This is a genomic window from Rhizobium sp. 01T437, from assembly GCF_056398505.1.
Genome location: NZ_JBFTPM010000004.1, coordinates 127,139 through 144,951, shown reverse-complemented (window position 1 = coordinate 144,951; position 17,813 = coordinate 127,139). Strand labels below are relative to the sequence as shown.

General features: G+C 60.2%; 16 protein-coding genes. 12 read left to right on the top strand and 4 right to left on the bottom strand.

The annotated features are described in order from the left end of the window. Positions 1-9: 9 nt before the first annotated feature. Positions 10-213: a YdcH family protein gene (locus AC1DM5_RS09315; protein WP_007826473.1), complete on the bottom strand. Its 204-nt coding sequence runs from the start codon at positions 211-213 to the stop codon at positions 10-12. 230 nt (positions 214-443) lie between these two features. Here AC1DM5_RS09315 and AC1DM5_RS09310 point away from each other — a divergent pair, with 230 nt between their 5' ends. Further along, entirely contained in the window at positions 444-617 is a 174-nt protein-coding gene (locus tag AC1DM5_RS09310) for a YdcH family protein (RefSeq protein ID WP_007826474.1), read from the top strand. Positions 618-771: 154 nt separating this feature from the next. Here the strand turns inward: AC1DM5_RS09310 and AC1DM5_RS09305 are convergent, their stop codons facing one another. Together AC1DM5_RS09305 and AC1DM5_RS09300 are read right to left on the bottom strand one after the other, a co-directional pair. Then, on the bottom strand, positions 772-1,032 hold the full coding sequence (locus AC1DM5_RS09305; protein WP_477818281.1) for an ArsR/SmtB family transcription factor: 261 nt from the start codon (positions 1,030-1,032) through the stop codon (positions 772-774). Between the two features lie 65 nt (positions 1,033-1,097). Next, entirely contained in the window at positions 1,098-1,862 is a 765-nt protein-coding gene (locus tag AC1DM5_RS09300; protein ID WP_007826478.1) for a sulfite exporter TauE/SafE family protein, read from the bottom strand. A 108-nt stretch (positions 1,863-1,970) separates the two neighbouring features. Between AC1DM5_RS09300 and AC1DM5_RS09295 the strand changes: the two genes are divergently transcribed. Further along, positions 1,971-2,624 carry a thiamine phosphate synthase gene (locus AC1DM5_RS09295; RefSeq protein ID WP_025669778.1) on the top strand — a complete coding sequence of 218 codons (654 nt, stop codon included), beginning with the start codon at positions 1,971-1,973 and terminating at the stop codon, positions 2,622-2,624. Positions 2,625-2,634: 10 nt separating this feature from the next. Further along, a complete protein-coding gene (locus tag AC1DM5_RS09290; RefSeq protein ID WP_477818282.1) occupies positions 2,635-3,714 on the top strand; it encodes a tetratricopeptide repeat protein in 1,080 nt (359 codons plus the stop codon). 12 nt (positions 3,715-3,726) lie between these two features. On the opposite strand, the gene AC1DM5_RS09285 is transcribed toward AC1DM5_RS09290, so the two are convergent. Beyond that, complete coding sequence (locus AC1DM5_RS09285; protein ID WP_477974890.1) at positions 3,727-5,472, bottom strand: chemotaxis protein; 1,746 nt, start codon at positions 5,470-5,472, stop codon at positions 3,727-3,729. A 343-nt stretch (positions 5,473-5,815) separates the two neighbouring features. Between AC1DM5_RS09285 and AC1DM5_RS09280 the strand changes: the two genes are divergently transcribed. The 9 genes from AC1DM5_RS09280 (at position 5,816) to AC1DM5_RS09240 (ending at position 17,788) form a co-directional block, all read left to right on the top strand. Next, a complete protein-coding gene (locus AC1DM5_RS09280) occupies positions 5,816-6,145 on the top strand; it encodes an STAS domain-containing protein (protein WP_477818284.1) in 330 nt (109 codons plus the stop codon). Next, the gene (locus AC1DM5_RS09275) at positions 6,142-6,510 is read left to right on the top strand and encodes a response regulator (protein ID WP_477818285.1); all 369 of its coding nucleotides are present in this window, start codon (positions 6,142-6,144) and stop codon (positions 6,508-6,510) included. Before AC1DM5_RS09280 ends, AC1DM5_RS09275 begins: the two co-directional genes overlap by 4 nt. Then, the gene (locus tag AC1DM5_RS09270; protein WP_477818286.1) at positions 6,507-8,570 is read left to right on the top strand and encodes a chemotaxis protein CheA; all 2,064 of its coding nucleotides are present in this window, start codon (positions 6,507-6,509) and stop codon (positions 8,568-8,570) included. The genes AC1DM5_RS09275 and AC1DM5_RS09270 overlap by 4 nt, the downstream gene beginning before the upstream one ends. Further along, the gene (locus tag AC1DM5_RS09265) at positions 8,567-9,076 is read left to right on the top strand and encodes a chemotaxis protein CheW (RefSeq protein WP_007826497.1); all 510 of its coding nucleotides are present in this window, start codon (positions 8,567-8,569) and stop codon (positions 9,074-9,076) included. The genes AC1DM5_RS09270 and AC1DM5_RS09265 overlap by 4 nt, the downstream gene beginning before the upstream one ends. A gap of 29 nt (positions 9,077-9,105) precedes the next feature. Further along, the gene (locus AC1DM5_RS09260) at positions 9,106-10,818 is read left to right on the top strand and encodes a methyl-accepting chemotaxis protein (protein WP_477818287.1); all 1,713 of its coding nucleotides are present in this window, start codon (positions 9,106-9,108) and stop codon (positions 10,816-10,818) included. 225 nt (positions 10,819-11,043) lie between these two features. Then, positions 11,044-12,981, top strand: a complete 1,938-nt coding sequence (locus AC1DM5_RS09255) for a HAMP domain-containing methyl-accepting chemotaxis protein (RefSeq protein WP_477974888.1) — start codon at positions 11,044-11,046, stop codon at positions 12,979-12,981. A 199-nt stretch (positions 12,982-13,180) separates the two neighbouring features. Further along, on the top strand, positions 13,181-15,244 hold the full coding sequence (locus AC1DM5_RS09250) for a HAMP domain-containing methyl-accepting chemotaxis protein (RefSeq protein WP_477974886.1): 2,064 nt from the start codon (positions 13,181-13,183) through the stop codon (positions 15,242-15,244). Positions 15,245-15,414: 170 nt separating this feature from the next. After that, positions 15,415-17,235 carry a methyl-accepting chemotaxis protein gene (locus tag AC1DM5_RS09245; protein WP_477818290.1) on the top strand — a complete coding sequence of 607 codons (1,821 nt, stop codon included), beginning with the start codon at positions 15,415-15,417 and terminating at the stop codon, positions 17,233-17,235. Between the two features lie 76 nt (positions 17,236-17,311). Continuing rightward, positions 17,312-17,788 (top strand): chemotaxis protein CheW, encoded by a 477-nt coding sequence (locus tag AC1DM5_RS09240; RefSeq protein ID WP_113320887.1) that lies wholly within the window; start codon positions 17,312-17,314, stop codon positions 17,786-17,788. The last annotated feature ends 25 nt before the right edge of the window (positions 17,789-17,813 follow it).

Genomic DNA, 17,813 nt, shown 5'->3' with positions numbered 1-17,813 from the left:
ATCGTTCCTTCAGGCGATGATATCAGGGATGATCTGGTCTTCTAATTTGGAGAGCTTGTCCTTGATGACCAGCTTCTTCTTCTTCATGCGCTGGATGCGCAGGGCATCGCAGCCCGTCTCAATCATGGCGTTGATCGCGGCGTCGTAATCCTCATGCTCCTGGCGCAGACGCGCCACCATGAGCCTGATTTCCGCCTGTTCCTGATCGGCCATTAGTATTCCCCATAATCGTCTTCGGACCTTGTCCGGTCTGCCGATAATTTCCGCAAGCTCCTATCACCAAATAGAGGTAACGGGAAGTTAGTGTTGATCATGAATTTGCCGCTTAGTCTCCATCTTTTGGCCTTCGACAAGCCTTTAAAAATGTGTCACAGTCCGCTGGTTGACACCTTGGATCTCCAGCAATGGATGGCTGGGGAAGGGTAAGAGGAAGGAAGGGTCAAATGACTGTTCAAGCTCATCTTGAATCGCTCCAGAAAAAGCATGTCGCTCTCGAGGAGGAGTTGCATGCCCTGAGAACATCTCCCTCTATTTCCGATACTGAACTTGCCGAATGCAAGCGCCGTAAGCTGCGCATCAAGGACGAGATCGAGCGTCTCAAGTCATCCGTCCATTGATCTTTCCAGGATATTGCCGGACATCTGTCTTGTGAAAGAAAAGGTAAATTCCCCAATTTTCTAGACTATCAAGCAAGACCCGGTGAATAACCGAAATCAAGCGCCAGTCCCTTGCATGCGGCATCGGGCTGGCGTTTTTACGATGAGGGGCGCCTTAGGCCCAGAACTGATCCAGCCAGAGATTGAGCTTGTCGAAGCCACGGTTATTGACCGTGTAAATGCGCTTCGTTCCTTCCGAGGTCACGGAAACGAGGTTGCTTTCGAGCAGCGCTTTCAGGTGTTGCGACACGGCAGGACGACTGATCGGCAAGCCCACGGCAAGCTCATTGACGGTCTTCGGTGCGCGCCGCAATTCCTCCAGCAAGAACCGCCGGTTCGGATCGGCAATCGCAGCGAAGGGGTCCGTGTTCGACATCACAAAAAGCTACGTCAAACAGGCCTTTGCAGCAAGGAAATTGTGCATCGCAACGGAACACAACCCTATTCGAGCAAGCCTTCGCGCAGGATGAGGGAAGCAGCGATCAGCGCCATGGCATACATGAAGGGGTAGAATATCTGCGGCTTCATGCGCCGCACACACCATGCACCGGCAATCGTTGCCAGCGGGGCGAAGGGCAAGAGCGTGGCAGAGGCCAGAAGATTGCGGGTGTCGAGCTGGCCGAGCGCAAAATAGGGAACGAGCTTTACAGCGTTCAGAATGGCGAAGAAGCGCACGCTGGTGCCGGTGAATTCGCGTGGCGGCAGCTTGAGCGGCAGGGCGTAGATCTGGAAAGGCGCGCCGCCGGCATGAGCAACGAAGCTGCCGTAACCGGAAAACGTGCCCCAAAGGCTTGCCAGTACCGGGCGCTGGGGTCGTGGCGGGATGACTATACCTTTGCCAGGGCCGAAATTGTTCCAGAAATAACGCAGACAGAAAGCAACGGTGACGGCGCCGATGAGAATGCGCAGCATGCTGCCCGGGACGAGAGCGGAGGTGGCCCAGCCGAAGGCAATGCCGAGAAGGGCGCCCGGCAGCATGATCTTCAGCGTCGTCCAGTCGCCGTGCTGGCGCCAGATGACCAGTGATATCATGTCCATGAAGACGAGGATGGGAAGCAGGATCGCGGCGGCTTCGACGGGTGCTACGACGAGGGCGAGAAAGGGAAGGCCGATCAGCGACAAAGCGTCGCCCATCCCGCCTTTGGCAAGCCCGACAAGAATGACAGCCGGGATTGCGGCGTAGTAGAATGACAGATCTTGCGGCATGCTTTTGAAGTTCCTCCCCTTGCAAGCCCCCTCTATCGGAATTACTCACTCAAAACGAGTGCGGATCCGTCATAGAGCGGGAAAAACCGCCGCAGATGGAAAGACTTCATGACCGAACCGGAAAACCGCTGCCGCCTTGTTCTCGTTGTGCCCGATATCGCCGATGCCGATGAAAGGGCGACGATCGTTGCCGATGCGTTGAAGGGTGGCGATGTCGCGTCCGTCATTCTGCCGCAATACGGTCTCGATGACGGCAGCTTCCAGAAACACGCTGAAAAGCTCGTGCCCATCATTCAGGACGCCGGTGCGGCTGCGCTGATTGCCGGCGACAGCCGCGTTGTCGGCCGTTCGAAGGCCGATGGCCTGCACATCGCCGGACCGGCAAGCGAGATTGCCGATGCGATCGATCGTTATGCGGACAAGCTGATCGTCGGCGGCGGCAATGCCGCCGACCGGCATACGGCGCTGGCAGTCGGCGAGGAGCGGCCTGACTATATCTTCTTCGGCAAGCTCGACGGCGACATCAAGCCGGAGGCGCATCCGAAAAACCTGGCGCTTGCCGAGTGGTGGGCGTCGATGATCGAAATCCCGTGCATCGTCATGGGCGGCACTGATCCGGCTTCCGCGCTTGCCGTTGCGGAGACTGGGGCCGAGTTTGTGGCGATGCGCATGGGCGTGTTTGCCGAGCCGGCTCAGGCGCCCTCGATCGTGGCTCAAATCAATGCCTTGCTTGACGAAAAAGCGCCACGGTTTGAGGATTGATATCGCGCTTATGCCGATCCCCGCCCGCTTTTCGAGATGCGCTCTCCTTTGTATGACCGTCTTGCTGGCGGTCTGGCCCGAATTTGTGCCGGCGCTGGCAAATGAGGCGACTACCGAGCCCTCGGCGACGCCCAGCCAGACATTCCGTACCGACCGACCGCAGCCGCAGGGTATTGTGCCGTCTGATGGTGTTGGGGTTTTCGATCGTATGGGTGCGAAGCTGCCCGACCTGCCACCTGAAAAGGAATATAAGGGTCAGATCGACGAGGCGTTCGGCGCCTATCAGCGTGGCTACTATCTGACCGCCATGGACAAGGCACTGCCACGGGCGCAACTCGGCGATCCGGCGGCCCAGACCCTGATCGCCGAAATCCTGTCGCAGGGCCTCGGTGTCAAGCGGGACATGAAGAACGCTGCCTTCTGGTACGGCAAGGCGGCGGAGGGCGGCGATCCGACTGCCATGTTCAAATATGCGTTGCTCCTCATGGAGGGCAATAACGTCACGCGGGACAAGGCGAAAGCCGACGAATATATGCGCAAGGCGGCCGATGCCGGAAATTCATCCGCAGAATTCAATTGGGCGCAGACGCTCGTCGCCGACAATCCCGGCGACAAGGGATTGAAACTTGCCCTGCCTTATTATGAAAAGGCGGGGGAGCAGGGCGTCGCAGACGCGCAATATGCGGTAGCGCAGATCTACCAGCAGGTGCCAGACCTGCCCGAAGACAAGAAGCAGCTGGCCCGCGAGTGGATGGCGCGCGCGGCGCGCGCGGGCTTCGATACGGCCCAACTCGACATGGGTATCTGGTTGGTCAACGGCGTCGGCGGGCCGAAGGATTACGTGCGCGGCTTCGAATGGCTGAAGATTGCCGCCAATAGGGGCAATGTCGCTGCACAAAACAAGCTCGCGCATCTCTACATCAATGCGATCGGTACGCCGCCAAATCCGATCGAGGCTGCCAAATGGTATGTCCTGTCGCGACGGGCAGGGTTGAGCGACCCATCGCTGGAGGATTTCTATCTCGGCATCGAGGACGACCAGCAGAAGGCGGCGATCGATGCGGCGAACAAGTTCCGCCGCATCAACTAACCCGCGGTCTTTCTAGAAAAGGGCGTCCTCGAACAGATCCTCGTCGCTCTGGGCCTTGGCGGGCTCAGCAGGAGCCGCTGCCGTTTTTTCCTCGGTGGCGGGAATGATGTCGCGATGGACATTGCGTTCCTGCACCATGGTGTAGAGCTTGAAGATCCTGCGGTCGAGCGGGGCGATTGCTTCGGCAACGTCGGAAATATCGGCGATCTGGTCGCCGGCCACGGTTTCCAGCACGTCGGCGCAGCGGGCGAGCACGTCGCCGAGATCATGCTGGAAGTCGAGCTTGCCGATCAGCAGGTTGATCTTGGTTGCGACCTCGCGGCCATGTTCGGCAAGCACCTTGAGCTCGTCTTCCATCAGGTTGGCCGCAGCGCGGATCGTGCCGACGGCCGAGGTGAGGCTTTCGGCAAGGCCGCCATTCTTGGTGCCGGCGGCAGGGGCGACACGTCCGGCCGAGGCCTCGAGCGCCGGCAGGCCATTGACGATGGCATCGGCTGAATCATCGAGCTTGCCCGCAAAGATGCGCAACTCGGCGGTGACGACGTTGATCGACTTGCCTTCTTCGCCGAGACGGCTGCAGCGCAGGTTGGTATTCAGCGCCATATAGTGGATATCGGTCTTGACCGCGCGGATCGCCTCGATGGACTGCAGAAGGGTTGCGGCCGTGCCGAGCGTCGACTGACTGACCTGGTCGGCTTGACGGCTTGCCGTATCGACCTGCTTGACGATTTCGTGGGCAGCGGAGACGCTTGATTCCAGCGCACGCATGAAATTGCCGCCGCTGCCGTCGCTCTGACCGCTCATCTGGTCGCGCAATCTCAGAATTTGCTGCGTATCCTGGCTGAAGCTCGCGATGGTCTTTACGACATTGCGCGAATCCCGTTGGAAGTCGGTGCACATGTCTGCCATCTGCGCGGCCGTCAGGTGGTGAATGACGTTCTGCAGCCGCTTGCGCGCATCGCCATCCAGCTTGGCGCCGTCTTCGCTCGCGAAGAAATCCTCCAGCAACGAAAAGGTGTTCTGCACATGCTCGATGCGCTGACGGGTGATATCACCGATCTGCAGCGCCGAAAGCGTAGATGCGACCTTGCCCTGTACGCCGCGAGCGATGGCGCCTACGTCACGGGCGATGGCGCCAAGGTTCTGGCGGTGATCGGCAATCTTCTTTGCGTCGTCCTTAAGGGCCTTGGCGACGGCAGGAACCGTGTCGGCATAGCTTTTGGAGAGACTGTTGCCAAAGGAGAGGGCGAGCTTAACCTCCTTCTGCAGGCTGTCGAGATGGGTGGCGAAGCGATTGACTTCATCCGTCCCCGAATAGATGCGCTCGAGGATTTCCTGGGCGAAGCCCGCGAATTCGGCGAGGCCCGCACCCGTTATCTTTACCGTGACCGCGAAGGTGCGCAGGTAGCGCATCGTTTCCTGCATATCCGCGACATGCCGGTGCAGTTCCGAGCCGGTTTGGGCAAGTGCCGCCAGAGCCTGCTGGCGGTTTTCCTCAGCGCTAGGAAGTTCGATCAGATTCTGGACGGTCGCATTGAGATCGGCGCTGGTGTCACTCGCCTCATTGTTGTCCAGCGCCTTGGTGATCTGGTCCAGTGACGTCAACAGACGATTGAGGACATCCATCACGGACAGCAGGACGGTGCCACCTTCGAGGAAGCGTTCCTCGACCTGGGCGCGGGCCGATTCCAGGGTACGGCTGATATCCGAACCTGATGCGTAGTGCGCAGTCTGTGCTGATGCCGTCGCGTTTGCCACTTTTGTACCTTTACTTATAAACACAGGCAATTTGACTCTATTTTTACGGGCAGGATGGAAACGGCAGGTAAACGCCACAGACTCGTAAACGTTGTGATTAACAACCTATGAAGGCATTCGGCAAGAATTGATAGGTTCTGCGGTGGGGGCAGCTTATCTAACTGTTTTTTCGTGGTATTTTACCATATGAGAAAGCTTCAGTATAAGTTATCCTGGATGATAATTCAGGGAGTCCAGACTCGCGGTAATTGCACTTTCCTACAACCGCTGTTTACGCACTGTTAAGCCTGTCATGAGAGTCCTTTTATGGTCGTTAAGTATTTCTCCGACCATGGAGGCTGCATTGGATACTCAGGCACAATATTGCGAATCTATATCCCTTCCGGAAGTTCTGAGCATTCGTAATGCTTCGGAAGTATATGCGAAGATTATTGATCGATTTCGCGACAATAATAACATTACTCTAAGTCTTCCCGAAAACGCGGAAGCGGATCTGAGTTTTCTTCAGCTCATCGAAGCCGCCCGCCGTCAGGCAAAGGCCGAAGGCAAGACTTTTACCCTTTCGGCTCCGGCCAGCGGTCCGCTTCTCAAGGTCCTTGAGCGCGCCGGATTTACCGAGGCCTTCGATGAAGAAGACAAGAAGTTCTGGTTGCATAAAGAGGTGACGTTATGAGCGCAAACATCCTGACCGTCGACGATTCCGCCAGCATCCGGCTGACCACCAAGGTCACGCTGACCAATGCCGGTTACACGGTCACTGAAGCCGTCAATGGCGCCGAGGGTCTGGCAACAGCCAAGAACGGCAATTTCGACCTGATCGTCACCGACCTCAACATGCCTGTCATGGACGGGCTGACGATGATCGAAGAATTGCGGAAGCTGCCCGCCCAGGCCGGCGTGCCGATCATCTTCCTGACGACGGAATCCGACGCGGACCTCAAAGCCCGTGCCAAGGCCGCCGGTGCCACCGGCTGGCTCACCAAGCCGTTCGATCCGGAAAATCTCGTTAAGATCGTGAAGAAGGTTCTTGGCAGATGAGCTCGCTTGATCCAGTCGCAGTATTCCGTACCGAAGCGGCCGAATGCCTCGAGGCGATCGAAGCCGGCCTTCTCGACCTCAACCACGACCTCGAAAACAAGGACCTCGTCGACGCCGTGTTCCGCGGCCTTCACACGTTGAAGGGCTCGGGTGCGATGTTCGGCTTCGAGGCGCTCGCCGCTTTCACCCATCATTGCGAAACGGCCTTCGACCGCGTCCGCAAGGGTGAGGTTCCGGCAACCGCCGAGCTCGTCGCCGCCGTTCTTGCCGCGCAGGATCATATGCGCGCCCTCGTCGAACAGCCCGATGCCGATCACGGCGACATCGGTCACAAGCTGCTTGCCCAGCTCCAGGCCGCCGTCGGGGGCAAGGCCGAAGTCAAGGAGGCTGTCGCACCTGCCGCTGCAGCACCTGCCGTCGCCGCTCCCACCAAGAAGAAAACGACCTGGCGCGTCCGTTTCAGCCTGCCAGCGAATTCCATGGCCAACGGCACCAACCCGCTCGGCCTTCTGGATGAGCTGCGCGATCTCGGCGAATGCACCGTCCGCGCAAACACGTCAGGCATTCCGCCGCTCGATAATCTGGTTCCGACTGAGCTTTACGTTTCCTGGGACGTCATTCTGACAAGCGAACAGGACCGTTCCGCCATCGACGACGTGTTCATCTTCGTCATGGATGACATGGAGCTCGACGTTCAGGAAATCGCCGGCCCGCAAGCCGCACCGGCCGAGGCAAAGACGGACGTCGCTCCTGCTCCGGCCACTCCGGTTGCCGCAGCACCTGTCGCACCGGTGCCCACCGCTGCTCCTGAGTTCCGCCCAGTCGAGGCGGTTCCGGTGAAGCGTGAAACGCCGGCGCCGGCTCAGGCGGCAGCCCAGGCGAAGGCGCAGGAAAACGTCCGCGTTCCGGCAGAGCGTCTCGACGAGCTGATGGACCGCGTCGGCGAACTCGTCATTGCCCAGTCGCGCCTCAGTCAGCTGGCGAGCTCCAGTTCGGATATTGCCCTACGCTCGGTTTCGGAAGAAATCGAACGTCTCTCCGGTGAGCTGCGCGACACGATGATGGTGTTGCGCATGGTGCCGGTCGGAACGCTCTTCTCGCGCTTCCGCCGCCTCGTACACGATCTCGCCCGCGAAACCGGCAAGGTCATCGAACTCGTCACCGAGGGCGAAACGACCGAAGTCGACAAGACCGTCATCGAGCGTCTCGCCGACCCGCTGGTGCACCTCGTTCGCAACTCGATCGACCATGGCCTCGAGCCGCCAGCCGAACGCCTTGGCGCCGGCAAGACGGAAGCCGGTACCGTGACGCTGTCCGCCCACCAGTCCGGCGGCGAAGTCATCATCTCGATCAAGGATGACGGCCGCGGCATCAACCGCGAGCGGGTTCGCGCCAAGGCGGAATCCTCGGGCCTGATTGCGCCCGGCCAGCCGCTTTCCGATCAGGAACTGCTGCAGCTCATTTTCGCGCCGGGCTTCTCCACCGCTGCAACGATCACCAATCTCTCCGGTCGTGGCGTCGGCATGGACGTCGTCAAGAAGACGGTCGAGGCGCTGCGCGGCGCGATCGAGATCGTCAGCCTACCGGGGCAGGGCTCGGAAGTCTCTCTCCGTATCCCGCTGACGCTCGCCATCATCGATGGCTTGCTCGTTCGTGTCGGTTCCGGCCGTTACGTCATCCCGCTCTCGGCGGTCGAGGAATGCCTCGAACTGTCGCTGGAAGAAGATCTCCGTTCGCGCGGCCGCAGCTTCATCTCGCTGCGCGACAGCCTGGTGCCGTTCCTCAGGCTTCGCGATCTCTTCCGCACCGGCACCAAGCCGGACGTGCATCAGAAGGTGGTCGTCATCTCGACGGGCACCGAGCGTGTCGGCCTCGTGGTCGATCAGATTATCGGCGACCACCAGACGGTCATCAAGTCGATGTCGAAACTGCACAACGACGTGGCGACCTTCTCTGGCGCCACCATTCTCGGCGACGGCAGCGTCGCCCTCATTCTTGACGTCGGGCATCTCGTTGCCGCGGGTCAGCAACAGGAGGCGCAATTGCGCGTGGCAGGATGAGCACAGCAGCAACAGCCGAAAAATTCGACAAGCACTGGAATTACGCCGACGAAATCGAAGTTCTGACCTTCGATCTCAATGGCGAAACCTTCGCGCTGGAAGCGGTCATCGTTCAGGAAATCCTGGATCTGCTTCCCGAGACTGCGGTGCCGGGCAGCCAGCCCTTCGTCGCTAGCGTCATCAACTTCCGCGGCAAGGTCATTCCGCTTGCCGATCTTCGTCTCGCCTTTGGGATGGAAGCTTCGGAAGCGACGATCGACAGCCGCATCATCGTCATCGAGGTCGATCTGCAGGGGGAGCAGACGCTCGTTGGAATGCGTACCGACAAGGTGAACGAGGTGACGACGCTGACCAAGAGCGCCAGCGAACCGCCGCCAAGCGTGGGTATGCGTTGGCGGGCGGACTACATCAATTGCCTGGTCAAGAGGGGGGGCGAGTTCATCATCCTCCCGAATTTGCAGGCGATTTTCTCATCGAGGCATGAGACGGCGGGGGCCGTCAACTAGCCGGGGGCCAATCATTAGGGGTTAAGACGATGCGATTGACGATCAAGACAAAGTTGGTGACTACGTTCACCTTTATCATTCTCATGCTCATAGGCACCGCCGCCTACGGCATCTTCAGCCTCGGTTCGCTGAACGACACAATCGGCAATCTTCTCGCCGGTCCTGCCGCGCGCCTCGATCTGGCGCAACAGATCAATATCGCCCAGCTCGAAGCCATCCGCCAGCAGAAGAACCTTCTGACCGCACGCAATGCCGACGACGCTTCCGGTGCAATCGAAAAGGGCAACCAGGCCCGCAAGGACTTCGCCGACGCATTCGCTGCCGTGACGAAGCTTGCGACCGTGGAAGGCAAAGCGCGTTGGGAACGCGTTGCCGAACTCTCCAAGGCATTCAATGAAGCCGACGACCAGATCCGAGATTTCATCAAGGGCGGCAATACGGATGGCGCCAACACTGTCTCGGTCACGACGGCTCGCCAGGCAGCCAACGATATCGACGCCACACTTGATGAAATCTTGAAGCTCGAAAAACAGCGTATGCAGGATGCGGATGACAACGCCGAGCAGCAGTACGGCACGACGCGCATGATGATGATCGCGGTTGCCGCCACAGCGTTGCTGATTGCTGTCCTCACTGCCTTCTGGATTGCGAATACCATCAGCAAGGGTCTCAGCCGCGCCAACACCGTTGTCCGCGAAGTTGCCGAAGGCGACCTGACGAAGATGGCCGAAATCACCACGCATGACGAAATCGGCGAACTGCTCGGCAACGTCAATGTCATGATCGAACGCCTGCGCGGTGTCGTCGCCGATGCCTTGTCTGCCGCCGACAACGTTTCTTCGGGCAGCCAGGAACTCTCGGCCAGCTCCGAGCAGGTCTCGCAGGGCGCGACCGAACAGGCGGCTTCCGCTGAAGAGGCCTCCGCTTCGATGGAAGAGATGGCTGCCAACATCAAGCAGAATGCCGACAATGCCGCCCAGACCGAAAAGATCGCCCGCCAGTCCGCCAAGGACGCGGAAGCTTCCGGCGATGCCGTCAACCGCGCCGTCGATGCAATGCGCACGATCGCCGAGAAGATCGGCATCGTTCAGGAAATCGCCCGCCAGACCGACCTGCTCGCCCTGAACGCCGCCGTCGAGGCCGCGCGCGCCGGTGAACACGGCAAGGGCTTTGCAGTCGTCGCCTCGGAAGTGCGCAAGCTTGCAGAACGCAGCCAGTCGGCAGCCGCGGAGATCTCCTCCATGTCGAGCGACACGGTCAAGGCCGCCCGCGATGCCGGCGAAATGCTTGGTCGCCTGGTTCCTGACATCCGCAAGACCGCCGAACTCGTCTCCGAGATCAGCGCCGCCTGCCGCGAACAGGATATCGGCGCCTCGCAGATCAACGAAGCGATCCAGCAGCTCGACAAGGTAACCCAGCAGAATGCCGGTGCTTCGGAAGAAATGTCGGCCACTTCGGAGGAGCTTGCTGCTCAGGCCGAGGAACTGCAGGCTTCGATCGCCTTCTTCAAGGTCGATACGGCAGGCACGACCCGTGCTGGCGTACGGAAGACCGCGGCAAAGACGACTGCCAAGGTGGTCAAGGCTCCGGCCGCTGCGCCACGCAAGCCAGCTCCGGCGACGCATAACCACAATCACGGCAACACCGTCGCTTCCCAACAGGCACGCGCCAAGGGCTTTGCTCTGGACATGTCGATGGGCGGCCCGGATGCCGGTGACGACGATTTCCGCGAAAGCGCTTAAGCGGCTTCGCAGTCAACCGAAACTCTCCGCGGCCGCCTCGGCGGCCTCGGACCGAAATATCCCGCAACGTGTGTATGCGTTAGCGTCGTGATCACTAGATGTCCGACTGCTGGGAAGTGAATCACTCGCTGTCCCCCTTTTTTGGCTCTTCATTGATTTTCCTTACTGGCGATCTGCTCACGGGCCGCCTTGCGAGACAGTATTTTCCGCTTTCAGGGGATAGAGATGCGTTTCACCATTAAAATGAAGCTAGGTATTGCTTTTGGTCTCGTAATATTACTGGCGCTTGGGATGGCAGGTCTTGCCATTTCCAATCTTTATTCACTCAATGCCGCCATCAGCGATATCGTTGCTGGTCCTGYCAAGAACCTTTTGAATTCGGGTGGGCTCTCTGATGCGGTCGCCGCATCGATCCGCGCCGAGAAGAACGCCGTTATGAACACGGATCCGGCTGCCATCACCGGATATCGGGACACGGTCGCGCAGGAACGGAAGACTATCGACGACCGGCTGGCCGAGCTCGACAAGGAGACCAATCCGGCAGTCGTCAGCAAGCTTGCAGAATTCCGTTCGGTCTATCCGAACTGGACACGGATGCAGGACCAGATTCTTGATCTGGCAACCCAGAACACTGCTGAAAGCAACGCGCATGCCGCTCAGATCTCCATGGGCGACGGTGCCAAGATCACCGATAATCTCCTGAAGATCGTGGGCGAACTCAACACTCATATCGTTGAAGATCTTCACGCCACCGATGTAGCGACGAATGTCCAATACGACAATTCCAGCAGCGCCCTGATCGGCATGGCGGTGGTGCTGTTCGTCTTCTCGACGGCCATCGCGGTCTGGATCGCTCTCGGTATCAACCGCGGCCTGAAGAAGGTTGCCTTCATCGCGGAAGCCGTCTCGAAAGGCGATCTCGAGCAGAAGGTTGAGATCAGGACCAATGATGAGATCAAGGATCTGATCGACACGGTCAATATCATGACCGCCAACCTGCGCAGCACTGCGGATCTTGCCGACAAGATCGCCATGGGGGATCTCTCGGTCGACGCAAAGCCGCTGTCGGACAAGGATGCTCTCGGCATCGCCATGCAGAGTATGGTGACCAACCTGCGCACAACTGCCGAAGTGGCCAATCAGATCTCGAACGGCGACCTGACCGTTTCACCGAAGCCGCTTTCCGAAAAGGATGTACTCGGCACTGCGCTCGAGCAGATGGTGGAGCGCCTGCGCGGCGTCGTCGCCGATGCGATCTCGGCTGCCGAGAACGTCTCTGCGGGCAGCCAGGAACTCTCGGCAAGCTCCGAGCAGGTCTCTCAAGGTGCGACGGAGCAGGCCGCCTCCGCCGAAGAGGCCTCGGCCTCGATGGAAGAGATGGCCTCCAACATCAAGCAGAACGCCGACAATGCCGCCCAGACCGAGAAGATCGCCCGCCAGTCGGCCAAGGATGCGGAAGCCAGCGGCGAAGCCGTCTCCCGCGCCGTCGACGCCATGCGCACTATCGCGCAGAAAATCGGCATCGTCCAGGAGATCGCCCGCCAGACCGACCTTCTCGCGCTGAATGCCGCCGTCGAAGCGGCACGTGCCGGTGAGCACGGCAAGGGTTTTGCGGTCGTCGCCTCGGAAGTGCGCAAGCTTGCCGAACGCAGCCAATCGGCCGCCGCTGAAATCAGCGCCATGTCCGGCGATACGGTGAAAGCCGCCCAGGAGGCGGGCGATATGCTCGGCCGCCTGGTGCCCGACATCCGCAAGACGGCGGAGCTGGTTTCCGAGATCAGTTCGGCGTGCCGCGAGCAGGATATCGGGGCAGCCCAAATCAACGAGGCGATCCAGCAGCTCGACAAGGTGACACAGCAGAATGCCGGTGCCTCTGAGCAGATGTCTGCGACCTCGGAAGAACTCGCCTCCCAGGCCGAGGAACTGCAGACGTCGATTGCCTTCTTCAAGGTGGACATGGCCGGCAACCGCCAGTCCCGCGCGGCGGCCGCCAAGGTCACGGTCCGCAGCCCGGCTCCGGCAGCAATCCGTAAGCCTGTCGGCAAGAAGACCGCTGCCGCCAATACGGTCGCCGCCCAGCAGGCACGCGCCAAGGGCTTTGCCCTGGATATGTCGATGGGTGGCCCGGACGCTGGTGACGATGATTTTCGCGAAAGCGCCTGAGCGCTTTCTCACTCCGATACCGTCAGGGACCAGGCTTATGGCCCCTGACACAAGCTTCCGGTGCCCAGGAACGCCGGACGCAAGGTCGCAATTTCTTCGATAACTGTCTTCGCCTCCGGAATGTTTTTGCTGCGTGACGCCGCGCCCAGGAAACCACCGGTCCACACTTATTCCGTCGCTTTCAAATAGGGGTATTGCGATGCGTATCACGATCAAGCTCAAGCTCGCAGCCGCGTTCGGCTTCGTCATACTGTTACTAGTGGGTAGTGCAGTCTTTGGAATTATCAGCCTCAGCTCGCTGAACGACGCTGTCGGCAACCTAATCGCAGGTCCTTCAAAGAGACTGGAGCTGGCTCTGGAAGCCAAAGCTGCCGAGCTCGATGCCATCCGGTGGCAGAAGAACGCCCTTCTGGAAATGGATCCTGAAACGGCGATGAAAAACTACGAGAAGTCGGCAAAGAGCATGGATGAAATGCTCGCATTCGCGACAGGCGGCCAACAGCTCGCAACAGCCGACGGCAAGCCCACGTGGGACAGGCTGGTCGAGCTGAGCAAACGTTTCGTGGAGGGTTCCAAAAAAGTCGCCTCCATCCAGGAAAGTGGCGACAGGGCAGCGGCCACGGCCTATTCCGGTGGAGAGGTTCGCGCCATCGTCACGGAGCTGGAAGACGTCTTTACGACGCTTGTCGCGCTTCAGCAGAAGTCGATGACCCAAGCCGACGACGATACGGAAACCCTCTACGGCAACACCAGAAACCTGCTGATCGGCATCGCCATCGGCGCTTCCGTCATCGCTTTCGCTGCCGCGCTGTGGATCGCGCTCGGCATCAACAGCGGCCTGCGCAAGATCATGAACGTCGCCAGCGCCGTTGCCATCGGCGATCTGAACCAGAAGGTTGAGATCCGGAGCAACGACGAGATCAAGGATCTGGTGAACACGATCAACGTCATGACGGACAATCTGCGCAATACCGCCGGCATCGCAAACGAGATTTCGAACGGTGACCTCAGCGTTACACCGAAGCCGCTCTCCGACAAGGATACGCTCGGTATTGCCATGCTGGGCATGGTGAACAACCTGCGCGCCACCGCCGATGTTGCCAACCAGATCGCAGAAGGCGACCTCTCGGTAGAGGTCAAGCCGCTTTCGGCGAAGGATACGCTCGGCATCGCGATGCAAAGCATGGTCGCCAACCTTCGCATCACCGCCGATATTGCTACGCAGATTGCCGCCGGCGACCTGACGGTGTCTCCGAAGCCGCTTTCGGCCAAGGATACACTCGGCACCGCGCTCGAACAGATGGTGGAGCGTTTGCGCGATGTCGTCGCCGACGCAATTGCAGCCGCCGAGAATGTTTCGGCCGGCAGCCAGGAGCTTTCGGCGAGCTCGGAGCAGGTATCGCAGGGCGCTACCGAGCAGGCTTCGGCGGCCGAGGAAGCCTCCTCCTCGATGGAAGAGATGGCCGCCAACATCAAGCAGAACGCCGACAATGCCGCCCAGACAGAAAAGATCGCGCGTCAATCCGCCAAGGATGCGGAGATGAGCGGGAGCGCTRTTTCCCGCGCCGTCGAGGCCATGCGTACGATCGCCCAGAAGATCGGCATCGTTCAGGAAATCGCTCGCCAGACCGACCTTCTCGCGCTCAACGCCGCCGTCGAAGCCGCGCGCGCCGGCGAACACGGCAAGGGTTTTGCGGTCGTCGCCTCGGAAGTGCGCAAGCTTGCCGAGCGCAGCCAGTCGGCGGCAGCGGAAATCAGCGCCATGTCGAGCGATACCGTCACTGCCGCCCAGGAAGCCGGGGACATGCTCGGCCGCCTGGTGCCCGACATCAGAAAGACGGCGGAACTCGTGGCGGAGATCAGCTCTGCATGCCGCGAGCAGGATGTCGGTGCGTCGCAGATCAACGAAGCGATCCAGCAGCTCGACAAGGTCACCCAGCAGAATGCGGGTGCTTCCGAGCAGATGTCTGCGACCTCCGAAGAGCTCGCTGCCCAGGCCGAGGAACTGCAGACGTCTATCGCCTTCTTCAAAGTGGATACGGCGGGTGGCAAGGCAATGGCGACGGGCGGCCGTCAGGGTCGCGCACCGGCTGCCAAGGTGACCACGCGTAGCCCGGCTCCATCTGCAGCCCGCAAGCCGGTCGTTAAGGCGGCTCCCGCCAACGGCGTTGCCGCTCAGCAAGCCCGGGCCAAGGGTTTTGCCCTGGACATGTCCATGGGCGGACCGGACACGGCGGACGATGATTTCCGGGAAAGCGCATAGGCGCTTCCCGGCGGACAGGCATTGGGGCCGCGGCAACAGCGGCCCCGTTAGGGCCGGCGCATGGAAGCGCCGGGGCACACCGGCTCGGCCGGCAACGCATGAAGCGTTTTTACGGCGGCACAATGTGTCATTTCGCGGGATATCCGCTGCAGTCCTAAAGGGGTCTTGGAATGCGCTTCACGATCAAACTCAAACTGAGCCTGGTGTTCGGTTTCATCGTTCTCCTGACCTGCGCCATGGCCGGTCTTTCGATCTACAATCTCTCATCGCTGAATAGCGACATCTCGGTCATGGTTGCCGGTCCGGTCGCCAATCTGCGCGATTCCGGTGATCTCTCCGATGCCGTGATGCGTTCCATCCGCGCCGAAAAGGATGCGATCATCAATACCGATGCGACCAAGATCGCCGGCTATGTCGATGAGATCTCGCAGCAGCGCGAGCAGATCAAGACATTGCAGGCTCGCCTTGCCACTTCGGAAGACCCTGACATCAGGAATGGCATAGCTCAGTTCGGCGATCTCTACGGCAAGTGGACGGCGCTGCAGGATCGCGTTGCCGACCTCGCCAAGCAGAACACCACCGAATCCAACACCCAGGCCGGCGTCATTTCGATGGGCGAAGGCCAAGTGGTGACGACCCAGCTTCTCGGCATTCTCACCAAGCTGAACGACACCGTGACCGGCAATGTCGCGGAAACCGACGCCGCCACCAACGACCAGTATGCGCAGTCGCGCAACATGCTCGTGATGATGACGATCGGTCTGATCATCGTATCCTCCGCTGCCGCCATCTGGATCCTGCTCAATATCTCCCGTGGCCTCAAGCGCGCAGTCCAGCTCGCGGATGCCGTCAGCATCGGCGATCTCGAACAGGACATCGAGCACAAGAGCAATGACGAGATCCGCGACCTGGTCAATTCCATGACGAGGATGACCGGCAACCTGCGTAACACCGCGCAGATCGCCAACCAGATCTCGAACGGCGACCTGACCGTGTCTCCGAAGCCTCTGTCCGAAAAGGATACTCTGGGTATTGCTCTGGAGCAGATGGTGGAGCGCCTTCGTGGTGTCGTCGCCGATGCGATCGCCGCTGCGGAAAACGTCTCGTCCGGTAGCCAGGAACTTTCAGCCAGCTCCGAGCAAGTCTCGCAGGGCGCGACCGAACAGGCGGCTTCGGCTGAAGAGGCCTCCGCTTCGATGGAAGAGATGGCTTCAAACATCAAGCAGAATGCCGACAATGCCGCCCAGACCGAAAAGATCGCCCGCCAATCCGCCAAGGATGCGGAGAATTCCGGTGATGCCGTCAACCGTGCGGTGGCTGCAATGCGCACGATCGCCGAGAAGATCGGCATCGTTCAGGAAATCGCCCGCCAGACCGACCTGCTCGCCCTGAACGCCGCCGTCGAAGCCGCGCGTGCCGGTGAACATGGCAAGGGCTTTGCAGTCGTCGCCTCGGAGGTGCGCAAGCTTGCAGAACGCAGCCAGTCGGCAGCCGCTGAGATCAGTGCGATGTCCGGCGATACGGTGAAGGCAGCACAGGAAGCCGGCGACATGCTCGGCCGTCTGGTTCCTGACATCCGCAAGACTGCCGAACTGGTCTCCGAGATCAGCGCCGCCTGCCGCGAGCAGGATATTGGTGCAGCCCAGATCAACGAAGCGATCCAGCAGCTCGACAAGGTGACGCAGCAGAATGCCGGCGCCTCCGAAGAGATGTCGGCGACCTCCGAAGAGCTGGCGACCCAGGCTGAGGAACTGCAGGCCTCGATCGCCTTCTTCAAGGTGGACATGGCTGGCAACCGCCTGTCCCGCGCTCCGGCTGCCAAGGTTACGGTTCGCACGCCGGCTCCGACCGGAGGCCGCAAGCCGGTCGGCAAGAAGACCACGGCCGCCAATTCGGTCGCCGCCCAGCAGGCCCGCGCCAAAGGTTTTGCCCTCGACCTCTCCATGGGTGGGCCCGACGAAAGGGATGCCGAGTTCAAGGAAAGCGCCTGAGCATCGGGGTCCTTTCAAAATGTTAACAGGCGTCTCCGATAGTGGAGGCGCCCGAATCCAAGGAAAGCGGTTGATCATGGCAACAACATCTCTGGAAGCTCAATTCGTGACCTTCAGCCTCGGCGAGGAGATCTTCGCCGTTCCGGTGGAGGTGGTGCGCGAAATCCTCGACTATGCGGAAGCATTCAAGATTCCGAATGGTCCCGACTATCTGCTCGGTCTGCGCGACGTGCGCGGCCAGGGCGTTCCGACAATCGATCTGCGCCTGAAGCTCGGCATGTCGAAGACAGTGCCGACGCCGCACACGCGGGTGCTGGTTCTCGACGTTCCGATGGAAAATCGCCTTCTGACGCTCGGCCTCGTTGCCGACCGCGTTTTCGAAGTGACGCCCTTCCGTCGCGATCAGATCGAGTCCGCGCCCGATATCGGCGTACGCTGGCGGTCGGATTACATCGCTGGTGTCGTGCGCCGCGAGAACGGCTTCGTCGTCATCGTCGACCTTGCCCGGCTTCTGTCTCGCGAGGATGCAACTGTCCTGCAATCGGCCGCCTGAGGCCCTCAAGACCTGTTCGGAGCGT

What these genes read in the sequence shown, in the direction of transcription:
- AC1DM5_RS09315 (WP_007826473.1), bottom strand. Translation starts at nt 213, where the DNA reads ATGGCCGATCAGGAACAGGCGGAAATCAGGCTCATGGTGGCGCGTCTG.
- AC1DM5_RS09310 (WP_007826474.1), top strand. Translation starts at nt 444, where the DNA reads ATGACTGTTCAAGCTCATCTTGAATCGCTCCAGAAAAAGCATGTCGCT.
- AC1DM5_RS09305 (WP_477818281.1), bottom strand. Translation starts at nt 1,032, where the DNA reads ATGTCGAACACGGACCCCTTCGCTGCGATTGCCGATCCGAACCGGCGG.
- AC1DM5_RS09300 (WP_007826478.1), bottom strand. Translation starts at nt 1,862, where the DNA reads ATGCCGCAAGATCTGTCATTCTACTACGCCGCAATCCCGGCTGTCATT.
- AC1DM5_RS09295 (WP_025669778.1), top strand. Translation starts at nt 1,971, where the DNA reads ATGACCGAACCGGAAAACCGCTGCCGCCTTGTTCTCGTTGTGCCCGAT.
- AC1DM5_RS09290 (WP_477818282.1), top strand. Translation starts at nt 2,635, where the DNA reads ATGCCGATCCCCGCCCGCTTTTCGAGATGCGCTCTCCTTTGTATGACC.
- AC1DM5_RS09275 (WP_477818285.1), top strand. Translation starts at nt 6,142, where the DNA reads ATGAGCGCAAACATCCTGACCGTCGACGATTCCGCCAGCATCCGGCTG.
- AC1DM5_RS09270 (WP_477818286.1), top strand. Translation starts at nt 6,507, where the DNA reads ATGAGCTCGCTTGATCCAGTCGCAGTATTCCGTACCGAAGCGGCCGAA.
- AC1DM5_RS09265 (WP_007826497.1), top strand. Translation starts at nt 8,567, where the DNA reads ATGAGCACAGCAGCAACAGCCGAAAAATTCGACAAGCACTGGAATTAC.
- AC1DM5_RS09260 (WP_477818287.1), top strand. Translation starts at nt 9,106, where the DNA reads ATGCGATTGACGATCAAGACAAAGTTGGTGACTACGTTCACCTTTATC.
- AC1DM5_RS09245 (WP_477818290.1), top strand. Translation starts at nt 15,415, where the DNA reads ATGCGCTTCACGATCAAACTCAAACTGAGCCTGGTGTTCGGTTTCATC.
- AC1DM5_RS09240 (WP_113320887.1), top strand. Translation starts at nt 17,312, where the DNA reads ATGGCAACAACATCTCTGGAAGCTCAATTCGTGACCTTCAGCCTCGGC.